The organism is Amycolatopsis sp. DG1A-15b (assembly GCF_030285645.1).
GTDB lineage: Bacteria > Actinomycetota > Actinomycetes > Mycobacteriales > Pseudonocardiaceae > Amycolatopsis.
Window position 1 is genome coordinate 4,178,090 of record NZ_CP127296.1, and the last position, 16,210, is coordinate 4,194,299.

The following is a 16,210-nucleotide window of genomic DNA, read 5'->3' on the forward strand; positions in this document are numbered from 1 at the left end:
CGCACACCCCGCTTTTCGAGCTTGACCAGGCGCGATGCGCCTGCGGGGACAGACAGTGGCAACCGGATGTGTAGGCAACCTGTATTCGGCGTGTACGTCGTGTTGCTTAGATCCGGCTGAAGTGGCGTGATGTCGACAAGGAGGAACATGCGGTTTCGGGTTCTCGGCCCGCTCGAGTTCCTCGATGACGGCGAGTGGCGGCGCGTCGGCGCGGCGAAATGGCGCACCTTGCTGGCCGTGCTGCTGGCCAAGCCGGACCGTGTGGTCTCGGCCGACAGGATCGCCGTCGAACTGTGGGGTGAGCGTCCACCGAAAACGGTGGACAACCAGATCTACGGCTACGTGGCCCGGCTCCGACGGTTATTGAAGGCCGATCGCGATCAGTTGTTGGTTACCTGCTCACCAGGTTACCGATTGTGCGCCGGTTTCGAGGATATCGACGCCGGCCGGTTCGCGGCCCTGGCCGAACAGGGCCGGGCGGCGCTGCGCGCGGGCGACGCCGGCACGGCGACGCGGCACCTGGACGCGGCGCTCGCGCTCTGGCGAGGCTCACCGTTCGAGGACGTCCCGGCCACACCGATGGTCCAGGCCGAAGCGGACCGGCTGACCGAGGCGCGGGCGGGTGCGCTGGAGGACTGGGCCGAGGCACAGCTCGCGCTCGGCGAGCACGCCGAGGTGGTGTCGCGGCTGGCCGATTTCGTCCCGCGCCACCCGCTGCGGGAACGATTGCGTGAGCTTCAGATGCTTGCCCTCTACCGGCAGGGCAGGCAGGCGGACGCACTGGCCGGGTACCTCGAGTTGCGCACGCTCCTGGCCGAAGAACTCGGCGTCGATCCCGGCCAGTCCATCCGGCACCGGTACGAGCAGATCGTGCGTGCCGACCCGGCACTGACGGAGGCTGTCTCCCGGGTGGATCCGGTGCGGCAACTGCCGCCCGACATCCCCGACTTCGCCGGCCGCGCCGAAGAGCTGGCGCGAGTCTCCGGCACGGTGTCCTCCGGCTCGGAGGACGGGCCGCCATCGGTCATGGTGCTGACCGGCGCGCCGGGCGTCGGCAAGTCGAGCCTGGCGGTGCACGCCGCGCACGCCCTGGCCGCGCGCTTTCCCGACGGCCAGCTCTACCTGGACCTCACGGGAACGTCACCGCGGCCCCGGGATCCCGCTGACCTGCTGGCCGACATGCTCGGCGCGGTGGGCGTCCGTGGCGAGTGGATTCCGGACGACCTGCGAGCGCGAGCAGCGCTGTACCGATCGACGCTGGCCCGAAGACGCATGCTGATCGTGCTCGACGATGCGGACAGCGCCGGTCAGGTACGGCCTCTACTGCCCTCGACCGGCAGCTGTGCCGTGATCATCACCACCCGCCGGCCGATCAGCGACCTGCCCGGCACCCGGCACGTCGAACTGGACGTGTTCGAACCCGCGACGGCCCGCGAGCTCTTCACCTCCATCGTGGGCGAATCCCGGGTGGCAGCCGAACCCGAGCAGGCGGACGCGATCCTGCGGGCCTGCGGCAACCTGCCGCTGGCGATCCGCATCTCCGGCGCCAAGCTGGCCGGACGGCCGAAGTGGCCGTTGCGCGTGCTGGCCGAACGGCTGGACGACGAATCGCAGCGGCTCGACGAGTTGCGCGTCGGCGAACTCGGCGTGCGGGCCAGCTTCGAGCTGAGCCTGCGGTCCCTGCCCGCAGACGCGGTGCGGGGCTTCGCCTTGCTTGGCCTGTTCTGCGGACCGGTACCGTCCTGGGTGCTCGGCCCGCTGGTGGACCGGGCCCATGCCGACGACATCATGGACCTCCTGCTGGACGCCAATCTGGTCCAAATCTCCGGCACCGACGAGACCGGCCAGCCCCGCTACCGGCTGCCGGGCCTTTTGCGCGACTACGCCGCGGAAACGGCGGCCACGTATCCCCTGCCGACGCGACAGGCGGCCGTAGCGCACCTGCTCGCGACATGGCTGGACCTCGCCGAACACGCGGCCGGGCACCTGCCACCCAGCCTGTTCCGGCCGACTCCCGGCGCGGCACCACGGCGCCCCGGGCCCGCGGACGTCCGGCGGCGGGCCGCCGGCGACCCCCTGGGCTGGTTCGAGGCCGAGCGTGCCACCGTGCTCGACGCGGTCGCGCTGGCCGCCGACTGGGGCCTGCACGAGGCGGCCTGGGAACTGGCAGTCGCCATGGTGCCGTACTACGACCTCAGGAGCCTGCATCAGGACTGGCTGCGCGGCCACGAAATCGCGCTCGGCACCGTGCGCGAAGCCGGGAACGGACGCGGCGAAGCGGTGCTGTTGAATGATCTCGCGCAGGTACAGATCTACCGCGACCAGTTCGACAGCGCGACACCCAACCTGCACCGGTCACTCGCGCTCTACCGGCAAGCCGGCGACCGGCGCGGCGAAGCACTCGCGACGGCGGCCCTCGCCACGATCGAGCGCGTGCACGGCCGTTACGAGCATGCGCTCGACCAGGCGATCACGGCACTGGATCTGGTGATCGCCACCGGCGACCAGCACATCGAGGCTCAGCTGCGCAACGGCGTCGCGAGAATTCACCTGGCACAGGGCCGGACCGCCGATGCCCGGGCCTGGTTCGACGAAGCGCTGGCGCTGTCGCGCAAGCTGGGCGATGTTCACCGGGAAGCCGTTGTGCTCCGGGAGATGAGCCGGTTGTATGAGGATTCCGGCGAAGCACTGAAATGCCTGCAGACGGCTCATGACATATTCGACGACCTGCACGACGAACGATGCGTTGCGTACACCTTGTTGCGCATGGGCCGGGTGCACGCAGGGCGCCGGGACAGCGCGCGGACGGCCGAGGTACTGACCCTCGCGGCCAAGGTGTTCGAGCGCGACGGGGATCGGATGGGCGAAGCCAGCTGCTGGCAACTGCTCGGCGAACTGGACATCGGGTACGAGGACCCGGTGGCAGCGCGGACACACTTGAGCCGGGCACTTCAACTGTGGCAGACATTCGGCAAACACGAGGCCGCCGTCGCGGTCGCGGCCCAGCTCCAACAGCTCCAGGTCGGTCGAAGCTGACCTCGGCACGTGCGACAGCTCGTCACCACGGCATTGCCGGCGTCGAGCAACCTACACACGCTTGGCCGCTCGTCGGCGTCGAAGGACGTCGAGTTGCTGGTGCTCCGCCACGAGGTCGCCGTGTTGCGCCGAATCAGCTCGAAACCTCGCCTGGAGTGGGCCGACCGGGCTGTTTTCGCGGCGTTGGTCCGGCTGTTGCCCAAGGCGCTGCGGACACACCGGCTGGTTACCCCGGGCACGATCCTGCACTGGCACCGTCGGCTGGTAGCCGCGAAGTGGGCCTATCCCCACCGGCGCGGGCGTCCGCCCGTCGACGAGGTGATCGCCGGGTTGACCGAACGGATGGCCAGGGAGAACCACCGTTGGGGATACAAGAGGATTCAGGGTGAGCTGCTCAAGCTTGGACACCGGGTCGGTGCCTCGACGATCCAGCGGATCCTGAAGCAGGCACGCATAGCTCCGGCGCCGGTCCGGCACACCGACACGACCTGACGGCAGTTTCTGCGTACGCAGGCCTCGACGATGCTGGCCTGCGACTTCTTCCACGTCGACTGCGCGCTCACCCTCCAGCGGATCTACGTGTTCTTCGTGCTGGAGGTCGGCAGCCGCTACGTCCACGTCCTGGGCACGACCACGAACCCGGACAGCGGATGGACCACCCAGCAGATCCGCAACCTCGTGCCGGATCTCGGCGATCGAGCCGATGAGTTCAGATTTCTCATCCGCGACCGGGCCGGCCAGTTCACGGCCTCCTTCGACGCCGTCCTGGCTGACGCGGGCATCGAGACGGTCAGGATTCCGCCACGCTGCCCTCAGGCGAACTGCTACACCGAGCGGTTCGTGCTGACAGCCAGAACCGAGCTCACCGACCGTAGGTTGATCCTCAGCGAGCAGCATCTGCACGCCGTGCTCGCCGAGTACGTCCGACACTACAACGGACGACGGCCGCACCGTTCCCGCGAGCTTCGCCCACCCCGGCCGACCCACCCCGCGGCAGATCTCATCTCTCAGCGGATCAAGCGACGCCGGCTTCTCGGAGGCCTACTACTGGTCAGCGCCGGTGAGCGACTTTTGGAACCTCACAGGTGCGCACGACGAAGAGGCGGGCATGGCCGCGGCCCGGCAACTGCTCGGCCTCGAGTTCCCTCGCGACATTTCGATCGTCGGGTTCGACGACAACCACCTGTCGCACCTGTCGCACATCGACCTCACCACGGTCCACCAGGACGCCGCCGGCCTCGCCCAAGCCGCGGTCCACGCCGTCACCGACCGGCTCGAAAACGAATCCCGGGCACCGGCGGAGATCGTCCTGGATCCGAAGCTCGTCGTCCGCGGAACTACCGGCCCACCGACCCGCTGAGCCCGCCGCACCGACCGCACTTCGCGCGTTCTTCGACCGGCAGGGGCAGGCATCAAAGTCCGGCAGAACTGCGTGGGACGATTGGACGAGTCAGTGAGCGGGGTCGGGCCGTTTCGCTTTCAGCCCCTGATCGATGAACCCGAGCATCCAGGTGAAAGTGTCATCGACGTCGGTGTTGATCCGGAAACCGCCGATCGCTTCCAGGGACGAGAATCCGTGCAGGAGGCTGCGCAGCATCCGCAGCGCGTGGATCTCCTGGCCGGGATCCAGCCCGTACCCGTGCAGCATGGCCGTCCAGGAGTCAAGGACGCGACCGACGGCCGGGACCAGTGGGTCGTCCGGCCCCGTGACGACGGCGGTGTTGCCGGCGGCATACCGGCCGGGGTGTTCCAAAACGTACGTCCGCATCGCATGCGCTCCGGCGACAAGCGCCTCTTTGCCGGAACGCCCCTGGATGGCGTCGCGAATGGCGTCCGCGAGTTCGGTCATGGCCAGGACGGCGATCCGGTGGGCGAGGTCGGCCTGGCCGGCGACGTGCTTGTACAACGAGGGCGTCTTGACCCCGAGCCGTTCAGCCACCAAACCCATACTGAGCCGCTCGAAGCCGACCTCGTCGGCCAGGGCGGCCCCGGCCTCGGTGACCGACGCCGGGTCCAGTCCGGCCCTAGGCATTGGCCAGCGTCTTGGCCAGGAACGGCAAGGTCAGTGTCACGACCTCGTCGGGGGTCTGGGCGTGCGGGTAGTGACCGGCGCCATCGATGACCACCACTTCCCCGAGCCCGTCAGCCAGATCGGCGACGATCTTCTCGCCCTCGGCCAGCGGATCGGCCCAGTCGGGATCGAGGCTGCCCTCGATGACCAGCACCGGGCAACGGACGTTGACCAGCTGGGCACCGGCGTCGGTCGGCGCGGTCTTGCACATGGCCTGCAATACCTTCATCCGGCCGGGCTCACTCAGCTTGGCCTCGATCCGGCCCAGCTCGCCGGCCCAGTCCGCCGGCTTGGTCGGGTACGCCAGGTCCAGGTACTTCTTCCAGGCCGGCAGGCTTCCCAGGGCCATGGTCATACCCAGCCGGGTGGAACCGGCCCGGTGGCGCTTCACCCGCAGCAGCCCACCCAGAGAGACCGACTGCTTGCGGGTGAACGGCGCCAGCTCGACCACGCCCGTGATCAGATCGGGCGCCGTGGCGGCAGCGATGGTCGCGGCGCCGCCGCTGATCGACTGCCCCATGATCACCGCCGGACCGCCGAGGTGGCGTATGAGCGCGACCAGGTCACCGGCGATGTCCGTCCGACTGTAGCCGTCCCAGCCGAGGCTGGAGTCACCGCAACCGCGGATGTCGACGTTGGCGACCCGGTACCCGGCCGCGACCAGAGCCGGAACGACGAACCGGTAGGAGTGCCTGCTGTCACCCATGCCGTGCGCCAGAACAACGAGAAGGCCCTCACCGCTCACGTCGTAGGCGATGGTGTTGCCGGCGATGTTCAAGTACTCGGGCACGATGTCCTCCACGGAAGCTAACGTCTGTAGCTAAAAGCTAGCGGCGTTAGCTCGGGGTGTCAACGCGTGCCCCGCCTCCCCGGTCAAGGTGTCGTCACCGGCCTGGCCGCCTGCGACAGTGCGGTCACCACGCCTCACTGTTCGCCGAACGATGCCGGTGGTGCTCACGGAAGAGAATTCCCGGCACCATCGGTGGGATGTCCGGAGTCGACTGCGCGGTTGTCCGAAGTCGCGTGCATGCAAGCATTACGCTGGTCACCAGCGAAAAGGCCATTTCACTGGGCTTGACAGTGGAGAGTGGCGGTGCAGGCAACCTCGGTCCGGCGCTCGCTGGGTGGAGCCGTCGCCAGCGGGCTCTGCGGCGGAGCCTCGTGGCCGCACGGCACGGGGTGCCGGGCGCGCTCGACGTACTCGTCCGGGACACGGAGGACACGAAACCCCGTCGCCGGACGAACCGGTGACACCGCCCGGGAGGCGATGAACGTGAACAACGCGCTGATCGGCAAGCACCTGATCTACACCTACGACAGCGGGTGGCGCTACGAGCTGTACGTCAAAAACCCCACCACGATCGACTATCGCATCCACAGCGGGCCGGTCGGCGGGCGATGGGTCAAGGACCAGGCGGTCCACACCACACGCCTCGATTCCGGCACTCACACCCTGTCCTGGACCGAACCCACCGGCACGTCGGTCGCTCTGGTCGTCGACCTGGAACAACGCCAGGTCCACGGCGCGATCTTCTTCCCCCGCTGGGTGTGGGACGACCCCGCCAAGACGGTGTGCTTCCAGAACGACCACTTCGACCGGATGACCGCCCTCCGTGACACCGGACCGGCCTACCCCGTCGAAGTGGTCGACGAGACCGCGCGGATCAGCTTCGTCGAACAGCGCGACGCCGACGACGACAGCGTCATCGACCGCGCACCCGACGAACTGCCCGACGGGTACGCCGACCGCACCTCGTGAACGACCCCGCCGCATGTCCGTCGACCGGTTCGGCCGGGTTGAGGGCTCCGGGGCGCAACCGTCTGGCCGGCGAATGGGACCAGCGATGGAACGCCTCGACGGCAGGCACGCCAAAGGCAGGCCGCCACACTGCCACTCGGCCTCGCTTTCCCGGCACCGTGACTGCCGTATCCCACGGGCCGCCCACCCTGGCCAGGCTCCGCCTGCGCCGGTCCGTGCCCGACTCCGCAACTCGACCTTTCGTCCGTCGGCTGTTCGATCGACCGTTTTGCGCGCAGCTATCGACCCGTCCGTGCCGGTCGGACAGCAGAGCGGGACTCCACGACGCCCGGCCGCGCCGAACGACAAAGGGGAATCGCCAGCGCCTCCTCCGTGAGGGGCCTCCGGCTCGCGGCGGCCCCCCACGTACAGTCGAAGCTTGCCGGACCGCACCAGGTCCAGTGGCTGCTCAGGCTACTTGCGGCCAGCCAGCCGAGTCGTAGGTGAGGCGGTTGATGCCCAGCAGGAGCGCGCCGTTGTCGGCGTAGTACTACTCCGGAAAACATCGCCGCCACGGCATGAACGTCCAGGTCATCGCGGACGCGGCAGGTCGCCTCGTGGGCGTGACCCGGTTTGACGGACATCTGAGATCAGGGGGCGTGAGCCTCCGGAAGGATGTCCCTCATCATGGAGACCATGGGCAAGAGGAAGCCTCGACCTCGTCGTTCGTTCACGCGGGAGTTCAAGGCCGAGATCGTCGAGTTGTGCCAGCGCGGTGACCGCTCGGTGGGTCAGGTCGCGAAGGACTTCGACCTGACCGAGACCGCCGTGCGGGCGTGGGTCACCCAGGCCGAGCTGGACGCGGGAACCCGCACCGACGGGCTGACCAGCGACGAGCGGGACGAGCTGGCCCGGTTACGGCGGGAGAACCGCCGCCTGTCCGAGGACGTGGAGATCCTCAAACGAGCGACGGCTTTCTTCGCGAAGGAGATCCGGTGAACGTGTACCCGTTCATCGAGGCGGAGAACGCTGCCGAGGGCGGCAACGTCAAGCGTGCGTGCACCCTGTTGAAGATCTCCCGAGCCGCCTACTACGCCCACCGCTGCGCCGAGCCGTCTGCCCGTGCACGCCAGGACATGGAACTGACCGAGGAGATTGTCACGATCCACGACGAGTCGAACGGCACCTACGGAACACCCCGGCTGCACGCCGAACTGCGCGCCCGCGGCAGGCGGCATTCCCGCAAGCGTGTCGCCCGGCTCCTGCGCGCAGCCGGCCGCGCCGGGCGGACCCCGAAGCGGTGGCGCACCACGACCGTCCCCGATCCCGCCGCGAGCACTCCGGCTGACCTGATCAAACGGGACTTCTCCTGCAGTGCAAGCGACATCAACACCCGCTGGTGCGGGGACATCACCTACATCCACACCTGGGAGGGCTGGCTGTACCTGGCCACGGTGATCGACCTCGGCTCCCGCCGCGTCGTCGGCTGGGCCACCGCCGATCACCTGCGCACCGACCTCATCGCCGAGGCGTTGAACAACGCCGTCACCCAGCGCCGCCCGGAGCCCGGAGTGATCTTCCACTCCGATCGCGGCTGCCAATATACGTCTGCCCACTTCGGCGCTCTCGCCGACGATCTGGGCGTGCGCTTGTCGGTGGGGCGTAAGGGACAATGCTGTCGCCGAATCATTCTTCGCCACCATCAAAGCGGAACTGATCGACCGGCGCGGCTGGCCGACCCGGGTTGCTGCGCACAAGGCGATCTTCAGCTACATCGAAGGCTGGTACAACACCCGCCGGCTGCACTCCAGCCTCGGCTACCTCAGTCCCAACACCTACGAAGCCACCCGCCAGGTAGCCTGACCACCTCAACGACCCTGTCCGTCAAACCGGGTCAGCCCCACTCGTCTGGGCCTCGGCGGCAGTGCCGGGCTCGACGCACGATCTGACCGCCCACACGTACAACCTCATCGACGCTCCGGCCGGCGCGAAGGTGATGACCTTCGTGGACAAGGCCTATCAAGGCGCCGGCGGTACCGTGTGCACGCCGTTCAAGCGCCACCGCCAACGGCCGAAACTGTCAGCCCGACAGAAAGTCGTGAACAGAGCCCACGCCCGCATCCGCGCCCGCGGCGAACGCGCCGTCGCGCCCATCAAAACGTGGAAACTGCTCGCCATACTGCGCTGCAGCCCGTCCCGGACGACCACGATCGTGCAGGCCATCCTCGTCCTGCACCATGTCGTGAACCCGATCTACCCAGTTGAAAAACGCTCAGTGATGGTGATCGCGGGCAAACTGGGCCGGCGTCTGGCCGTAGTAGCGACGAAACATCCGGATGAAGTGGCTGCTGTCGGCGAACTGCCAGTGTGCCGCGATCTCCGAAACCGTGGGGCGGGACGGCGAGAGGAGCGCGCGGCGCGCCTGCTCGAGGCGACGTCGGCGGATGTACGCCGCGACGGGCTCGCCGGTTGATGCGAAGGCCCGATGCAACGTTCGCAGCGAGACCTTGAGGTGGCGCGCCAGCAGCGCTGGTGTCAGGTCCGGGTCGGTGAGTAGTTGATCGGCGAGGTTGCAGGCCGCGTGGACCAGCGGGCCGCCCAGGCCGGGTTCGGTGCCGTCGAAATACCCGTGCAAAACCCCGCGGACCAGCTCCACCAATGCGTTGCGGCTGGCGTCGACGCCGCCATCGCTGAGGTCGCCGAGTGTCGCGTGGACAACACTCGTGTGTGCCAGCAGCATACGAACCTCCGCGGCGGCGGCCGGGCCGGTCGCTTGCGTGCCGTCGGCGAACAAGCCCAGCGCCTCGGCGGGCAGCCCGATCACCTGGGCGGTAGTGCCCGCGGCGACGTCGTAGCCGGTGAACCCGGTCGAGCGGCTCAGCAGGAACTGGCCGGCGTCGACAGCTGTCGTGTCGCGTTCACGTCTGAGGATGTAGGCGCCACGATGCACCACGTAGAGCCGCAGTTCGCCAGTGTCGGGAACCGCGGAATCGACCCGTACGCGCGTGGCGGTTTCGAAGTCTGTGATGACCGAGTCCCCGACGCGGGAGGCGAGACCACGAACGACGGCTCCGGCTGTGGCTTCGTGGTGGAACGCGGGCAACGTGAAACCGTCGCCGACCTGCGCTTCCCAGCCGTCGCGGAAGGCGTCGACACCGAACCGTTCGGTGTCCAGCCGAACCGAGCCGCGTACCGAGTCCATCCGGCCATCCAACCACGTGGCACGCATCGTCGATCGAGACGGCACGCGTGTCCAAGACCGCGGCGGTACCGGATTTCTAGGGTCGGGACGTGGATCCGAAAATCTATCTGCACCTGTACTTGCAGCAGGTGCGCGACGTCCTGGTGTGGAAACTCGACGGCCTGTCCGAGTACGACGCGCGCCGGCCGCTCACCCCGACCGGAACCAATCTGCTCGGACTGGTGAAGCACCTGACGGGCAACGAGTTCGGCTACTTCGGCGAAGTGTTCGACCGACCCGCCCACGCGGGCGAGTGGCTGGTCGACCGCACTCAATCAGAGGACTTCCTCGCCCGCCCCGAGGAGACACGCGAGGACATCATCGCGCAGTACAAACGGTCGTGGGAGCACGCTGACGCCACCATCGCGGCACTCGATCTCGACTCGCCCGGCAAGGTGCCCCACTTTCCCGAAGGCATGCGCGACGTGACCTTGCAGTGGATGCTCGTCCACATGATCACCGAGACCTGCCGGCACGCCGGTCACGCCGACATCGTCCGCGAGCTCATCGATGGCCGCGCCGGCTACCACCCAACGGTCAGCAACCTTCCCGACGGGTGGTCCGAGTTCCACGATCGTGTCGAGATCGCGGCACGTGAGGCCGCCCGTATCACCGGCGACCGCACGCGGGACACGTAGTTCAGAACGTCGGCAGGGCGAAGAAGCCACCCACCACCGGGCGAGCCTGGAGACCGTTCCGGCTATTGATCACTGTGTTGTACCAGTCGGTACGTCCCGGACCTCGTTGTGGTCCTTGAGCCAGGCGGCCGTCCACATCTTCCAGTCGGCCTCGGTGTAGCCGTGCCGGACGTCTCGCGGGTACGCCGTCGGTGGCCGCCCGCCCGCGAGACGTACGACTCGGACACCCTGCCAGCCATCGTGGGGGTCGCCTCATCGCGCCGATCCCGATGATGCCCTTGAACGCCAGGTTGACGTTGTGCGCGATGAAGCCGGTGAAGTCGTGTCTGGTCCTGCAGATCCGGGTCGAGCGCAGTCCCCACCAGCTGTTCGGCCCACTGCTTGAAGATCGCGTAGTGGGCCTGCCTGCCGTGGTCGAGGCACCGCCCAGCGGGATCACCGCTGCTGACGGCGGGCATGGACTATGCAGCTAGGTGGCTCACCGATCGGGCGCACAGCGCGATCACGCCCGGACAAGGCTCCAGTTAAGGCTTCTGATCTTGATCGACAGCTGTCTTACCGGGAGCCTCACCTCACCGGGCTATCGGCCTTCCTGCTCGTGGCTGACTTGCATCTTCAGGTTGGAAAAGCTCATTTGGTGGTCAGGGCAAAGAGTGCACCCTTGGTCGCTTCGACGGGTCGGCGAGCATCTGGGGCTTCGCGATCCACTTGGCCGGCCGCGACGGGTACGCAGACAATTCTGCTCGCCGGCAGCCCCGCAGATGCCCTCGACTGTGTCTGCGGCCTCAACCTCAACGACCCCACCGGCTGGTCCCTGCCCCGGCGAATCGACGGCGCGGACCACTTGGGCATCCGTAAGAGCACGGCCCGCGGGCACCACCGCGGCGACGGCTTTTAATCCTGGCCTCAGGTTGATCGGGGAGACTGAGCGGCAAAGCATCGACTGCAAGGGGCGGCCCGGCGTGCGGATCATGATCGCGGATGACGAGGCGGCCATCCGTGAGTCGCTGGAGCGGGTGCTCCAAGTCGAGGGTTACGACACCAGCACCGTCGCCAACGGTCTCGCCGTGCTCGACGGGGTCGGTGACGACGCGCCGGATCTGCTGATCCTCGACGTGATGATGCCCCGCCTCGGCGGGTTGGAGACTTGCCGGCGGTTGCGGGCGGCGGGTCGGGATCTGCCGGTGCTGATGCTGACCGCCCGGGATCAAGTCGTCGACCGGGTCGCGGGGCTGGACGCGGGCGCCGACGACTATCTGCCCAAGCCGTTCGCCACCGAGGAGCTGCTGGCCCGGGTGCGGGCCCTGCTGCGCCGCCGCGCGCCGGGCGACGACGAGTCGCAGATCCTGTCGTTCGCCGACGTCCGGGTCGATCCCGACAGGTTCGAGGCGTGGCGGGGCGGGCGGCCGCTCCGCCTGACCCGGACCGAGTTCTCCCTGCTGCAGGTCCTCGTGCGCAACGCGACCCGGGTGTTGACCCGCGACGCGCTGTTCGAGGCGATCTGGGGCTTCGACATGAGCACCACCGCCAACAACCTCCAGGTGTACGTGAGCTACCTGCGCCGCAAGATGGAAGCTGGGGGTGAGCCGCGATTGATCTACACACTGCGCGGCTTGGGGTACACGTTGCGGGAGACTCCTCCGTGAGCAGGGCCGCCGGCCGGGAACCGCGCCGGCTGACCCGGTGGTGGCGCCGGCGGTCCCTGCGAACCAGGCTGACGGTGATCGCGGCGACGGCCATCGCGGTCAGCGTGTTCGCGGCCTTCCAAGTGGCCATTGAGCTACTGGACCGGGAGCTGCAGGACACCGCCCAGAATCAGCTACGCGCCGACTCCCGCGTCCTGGCGGCGAACGCGGAGCGCGCCGGTCTGGCGCAGGTCCCGCTACCGCCGTATCCCGGATCCGGTGGGCTCGTGCGGGTCATCCTGCCCGACGGCTCGACCCGGACGCCGGCCGGCCAACCCGCGCTGCCCGCCGTCAGCGAGCCCGCGCGGCGCGTGGCGCAGGGCGCTTCGGCCGACCTGATGGAATCGAACGGCAGCGACGACGACGGCTACCTCATCTTCACGCTGCGGGCGGGCGACGGCGCGGTCCAGGCGGCCCGCGTCGCCGATGGCAGCCAGAACAACCGGTTCGGGTGGGGCATGCTGCTGATCGGGCTGCTCTGCGTGGCCGGCGGCGCCCTTGTCGGGCGGACCGTGGCGCGGACCGGGCTGGCACCGATCGACCGGCTGGCCGCCGCCGCGGTCCGGGTCGCACACACCCGGGATCTCGACGCCGCCATCCCGGATGAGGGCGGCGGGGAGATCCGGCGGCTGATCCGGTCGATCAACGACATGCTCGCCGCGCTCCGGGACTCCCGGCGGGCCCAGCGGCTGCTCGCCGAGGACGCCGCCCACGAGCTCAAGACCCCGCTCACCAGCCTGCGCCTCAACGTCGAGCTGCTGATCCGGCTCGATCGGCGCGGCACCCTGGACAGCGCACTGCCGCCGGAGAGCCGGACCCGGCTGCTCAACGATCTCGGCGCTCAGGTGGCCGAGTTGAGCACCCTGGCCGCCGAGCTGACCGACCTGGCGCGCGGTGACGTCAGCGACGAGAGCACCGAGGTGCTCGACCTCGCCGACGTGGTGGTGGCCGCCGCCACCCGAGCGCGTTCCCGGGTGCCCGACATCGAGGTCGCGCTCGACGTGACCTCCGTGTGGGTGAGCGGGCGTCCCGCCGGCCTCCAACGGGCGGTGCTCAACCTCATCGACAATGCCGGCAAGTGGTCTCCCGCGGACCAGCCGATCCAGGTCCGGCTCCGTGCCGAGGGCGCGTCGGCGGTGCTCGAGGTCGACGACGCCGGGCCGGGCATCGCCGCCGCCGACGTGCCTCGGGTGTTCGACCGGTTCTACCGTGCCGACAGCGCCCGTGCGTTGCCGGGATCCGGTCTGGGGCTGTCGATCGTGCAGCGGGTCGTCGACGCCCACGGCGGCCGGGTCACCGTCGCCCGGTCCGCACGCGGTGGCGCGCTGCTCCGGGTCGACCTTCCGGCCGCGGCCCCGCCCGCCCCGACCGCGCGGCTTGCCGGGGAGGACACCGCGGTGCGCTGACCCGCTCCGGCGGCGCGGCGCAGGACAAAGGGACGGCGGCCCTCGGGACCGTGAAAAGATCCGGGACGGAGCCTGGGGCCCGTCCCGGATCTCGTCCGTGCCGCCGCGGCTCACCGTTGCAGCGCAGGCTCCTCATGGTCCACGAGCGGCCGTTGACCGCCCGGCAGCTCCACCGGCCGGGACAGCCGGCTCGGCCACCACATCCGCCGTCCGACCAGCAGGGTGAGGGCGGGTACCAGGACCGACCGCACCAGCAAGGCGTCGAGCAGCACGCCGAAGGCGACCAGAAACCCGACCTCGACCAGCATCACCAGCGGAAGCGTGGTGAGGACCGCGAACGTGGCCGCCAGGACCAGGCCTGCCGAGGTGATGACGCCACCGGTGGCGGAGAGGGCTTTGAGCATGCCCGCTCTGGTGCCGAGACGCACGGTCTCCTCACGGGCCCGGCTGGCCAGGAAGATGTTGTAGTCGACGCCGAGCGCCACCAGGAACAGGAACGCCAGCAGCGGCACCGAATGGTCGATACCCTTGAACCCGAGGATCGTGTCGAAGACGAACACGCTGCCGCCGAAGGCCGCGGCGAATGAGACGATCACGGTCGCCATCAGGATCAGCGGGGCCACGATCGCGCGCAGCAGCAGCCCGAGGACGATCAGGACGACGATGAGCACCAGCGGGATCACCAGCATTTCGTCGCGGCTGGTGGTCACCTCGGTGTCGAGGTTTTCCGCACTCGGCCCGCCGACGATCGCCTCCGCCCCGCTCACCGCGTGCACAGCGGTGCGTACCCGCTTGATCGTGTCGTACTCCGCGACGGTGTCCGGCGCGTCCGTCGGGAACACCGAGATGTCGGCCCAGCCACCGCTGGTCTGGCCCGGGATGGCCACTGCCACACCGGGAGTGCCCTTGACGATGTCGAGCACCCGCTCCTGATACGCCGGCCGCGTGAAGACCGTCATCGGCTGGCCGCCGAGCTCCGGGAAGTGCTGGCGGAGAACGGAGAAGCCGGTCACCGACTCCGGCGCGTCCGGGAACTGGTCCTGCTGACGCAGGGCGCCGGTGTTGCCCGCCAGCCCGATGGCGAGCACGCCGAGGACTCCGACCGAGCCGAGCGCCGCCGCCCACCGGCGGCGGCTGATGGCGGTGCCAAGCCGTCCCCACAGTCCCGGCTTCTCCTCCGCGGCCGTGCCGAACCGCGGGATGGCCGGCCAGAAGATCCGCCTGCCGAGCACCACGAGCATCGCCGGGAACAGCGTCAGCATGGCCACCAGCGCGCACAGGATGCCGGCCGCGCCGATCGGGCCCAACCCGCTGGTGCTGTTCAGGTCCGCGACGAGCAGGCAGAGCAGGCCGGCGATCACGGTGGCCGCGGACGCGACGATGGCCGGCGCCGCGCCGCGTAGTGCGTGGACCATCGCGACCCGGACGTTCTCGTGGTGGTGCAGTGCCTCCCGATAGCGGGCGATGAGCAACAGCGCGTAGTCCGTGCCGACGCCGAACACCAGGATCGTCAGCAGCGCCGAGTTCTGGTCGTTGACCACGATGCCGAAGCCCTTGACGAGCAGGTAGACGGTCGCCATCGCGGTCAGTGCGGCCGCACCCACGGCGACGAGCGGGATGGACCACAACACCGGGCTGCGGTAGGTGATGATGAGCAGGAGCGTGACGACCAGGACGGTGATGAGCAAGACCTGCAGGTCGATGCCGTCGAAGACGGATTCCATGTCGCCGTCGATCGCGGCGGGGCCGGTCACGTCGAGTTCCAGGCCGGCGGGGCGGTCCTTCGCGGCGTCACGCAACGGGCCGACGATCGCCTCCGGTGCGCCGTAGGTCGTGCTCACATCGAGGGTGAACATCATGGCCTTGCCGTCGGTGGAGGGTCTCGTCGGTGGGCCCTCGTCGCCCTCGCCGGCCGAGGCCGCCACCTTCGGCGGGTACCGCTTGGCAAGGGTCTCGTAGTGGCGCTCGACCGTCGAGCGGTCGGCGTCGGTCATGCCGCCGGCGCGGTGGTACACGAAGACGAACGTGTTGTCCTCCCCGCCGGGAAGACTGTCCTCCAGCACCGCGACCTTCGTGGACTCGGCGCCGGCCGGCAGGGTGACCGCGGCGCTGTCGGTGGTGACCGAACTCAGCTTTCCGCTCAGGGGCACCATGAACACGGCCAGCATCACCCACAAGCCGATCACCAACCACGGCACCCACCGGCCTGCCAACCGACTGGCCGGCGCTTCCGCGGACGGCGCTGCATTGACTGCCATCACTAGCCTCCTACGGGTTACATCGCTTGTCTGACGACGATTTCCTACCGAGCGAATCTGAAACGACCGTTAAAATGGGCGTGATTTCGGGCCCAGTAGTACCGTCGTACCGCCTTCCTCCCGAGAATGACGACCGC

The 16,210-nt window shown here is 68.8% G+C and carries 13 protein-coding genes and 2 pseudogenes; 11 read left to right on the plus strand and 4 right to left on the minus strand.

The features are described 5' to 3' along the window. The first annotated feature begins 147 nt into the window (after positions 1–147). The 4 genes and pseudogenes from QRY02_RS19010 (at position 148) to QRY02_RS19025 (ending at position 4,396) form a co-directional block, all read left to right on the plus strand. On the plus strand, positions 148–3,036 hold the full coding sequence (locus QRY02_RS19010) for an AfsR/SARP family transcriptional regulator (RefSeq protein WP_285992872.1): 2,889 nt from the start codon (positions 148–150) through the stop codon (positions 3,034–3,036). Between the two features lie 9 nt (positions 3,037–3,045). Then, a complete protein-coding gene (locus tag QRY02_RS19015) occupies positions 3,046–3,528 on the plus strand; it encodes a helix-turn-helix domain-containing protein (protein WP_285992873.1) in 483 nt (160 codons plus the stop codon). 30 nt (positions 3,529–3,558) lie between these two features. Next, positions 3,559–3,951: pseudogene (locus QRY02_RS19020) on the plus strand (integrase catalytic domain-containing protein); the annotation flags it as partial. Between the two features lie 145 nt (positions 3,952–4,096). Beyond that, positions 4,097–4,396, plus strand: a complete 300-nt coding sequence (locus QRY02_RS19025) for a substrate-binding domain-containing protein (RefSeq protein WP_285992874.1) — start codon at positions 4,097–4,099, stop codon at positions 4,394–4,396. A 90-nt stretch (positions 4,397–4,486) separates the two neighbouring features. On the opposite strand, the gene QRY02_RS19030 is transcribed toward QRY02_RS19025, so the two are convergent. Beyond that, positions 4,487–5,068, minus strand: coding sequence for a TetR/AcrR family transcriptional regulator (locus QRY02_RS19030; RefSeq protein ID WP_285992875.1), 582 nt, complete (start codon positions 5,066–5,068; stop codon positions 4,487–4,489). Next, complete coding sequence (locus tag QRY02_RS19035; RefSeq protein ID WP_285992876.1) at positions 5,061–5,909, minus strand: alpha/beta fold hydrolase; 849 nt, start codon at positions 5,907–5,909, stop codon at positions 5,061–5,063. Before QRY02_RS19035 ends, QRY02_RS19030 begins: the two co-directional genes overlap by 8 nt. A 465-nt stretch (positions 5,910–6,374) precedes the next feature. Between QRY02_RS19035 and QRY02_RS19040 the strand changes: the two genes are divergently transcribed. The 4 genes and pseudogenes from QRY02_RS19040 to QRY02_RS19055 all read left to right on the plus strand — a co-directional run. Beyond that, a complete protein-coding gene (locus QRY02_RS19040) occupies positions 6,375–6,866 on the plus strand; it encodes a phenolic acid decarboxylase (RefSeq protein ID WP_285992877.1) in 492 nt (163 codons plus the stop codon). Positions 6,867–7,541: 675 nt separating this feature from the next. Next, on the plus strand, positions 7,542–7,844 hold the full coding sequence (locus QRY02_RS19045) for a transposase (RefSeq protein WP_502874214.1): 303 nt from the start codon (positions 7,542–7,544) through the stop codon (positions 7,842–7,844). Positions 7,845–7,846: 2 nt separating this feature from the next. Further along, a complete protein-coding gene (locus QRY02_RS19050) occupies positions 7,847–8,794 on the plus strand; it encodes an IS3 family transposase (RefSeq protein WP_285993867.1) in 948 nt (315 codons plus the stop codon). Further along, a pseudogene (locus QRY02_RS19055) lies at positions 8,749–9,087 on the plus strand (transposase family protein); the annotation flags it as partial. The gene QRY02_RS19050 and the pseudogene QRY02_RS19055, both read left to right, overlap by 46 nt. A 30-nt stretch (positions 9,088–9,117) precedes the next feature. Here the strand turns inward: QRY02_RS19055 and QRY02_RS19060 are convergent. Next, positions 9,118–10,047, minus strand: a complete 930-nt coding sequence (locus tag QRY02_RS19060) for a helix-turn-helix domain-containing protein (RefSeq protein ID WP_285992878.1) — start codon at positions 10,045–10,047, stop codon at positions 9,118–9,120. Between the two features lie 89 nt (positions 10,048–10,136). Here QRY02_RS19060 and QRY02_RS19065 point away from each other — a divergent pair, with 89 nt between their 5' ends. The 3 genes from QRY02_RS19065 (at position 10,137) to QRY02_RS19075 (ending at position 13,815) form a co-directional block, all read left to right on the plus strand. Beyond that, positions 10,137–10,724: a DinB family protein gene (locus QRY02_RS19065; protein WP_205661209.1), complete on the plus strand. Its 588-nt coding sequence runs from the start codon at positions 10,137–10,139 to the stop codon at positions 10,722–10,724. Positions 10,725–11,686: 962 nt separating this feature from the next. Continuing rightward, positions 11,687–12,370, plus strand: coding sequence for a response regulator transcription factor (locus tag QRY02_RS19070; RefSeq protein ID WP_285992879.1), 684 nt, complete (start codon positions 11,687–11,689; stop codon positions 12,368–12,370). Further along, positions 12,367–13,815, plus strand: coding sequence for a HAMP domain-containing sensor histidine kinase (locus QRY02_RS19075; protein WP_285992880.1), 1,449 nt, complete (start codon positions 12,367–12,369; stop codon positions 13,813–13,815). Before QRY02_RS19070 ends, QRY02_RS19075 begins: the two co-directional genes overlap by 4 nt. A gap of 110 nt (positions 13,816–13,925) precedes the next feature. Here QRY02_RS19075 and QRY02_RS19080 read toward each other — a convergent pair whose 3' ends face one another. Next, a complete protein-coding gene (locus QRY02_RS19080) occupies positions 13,926–16,013 on the minus strand; it encodes an MMPL family transporter (RefSeq protein WP_285992881.1) in 2,088 nt (695 codons plus the stop codon). Positions 16,014–16,210 lie beyond the last annotated feature (197 nt).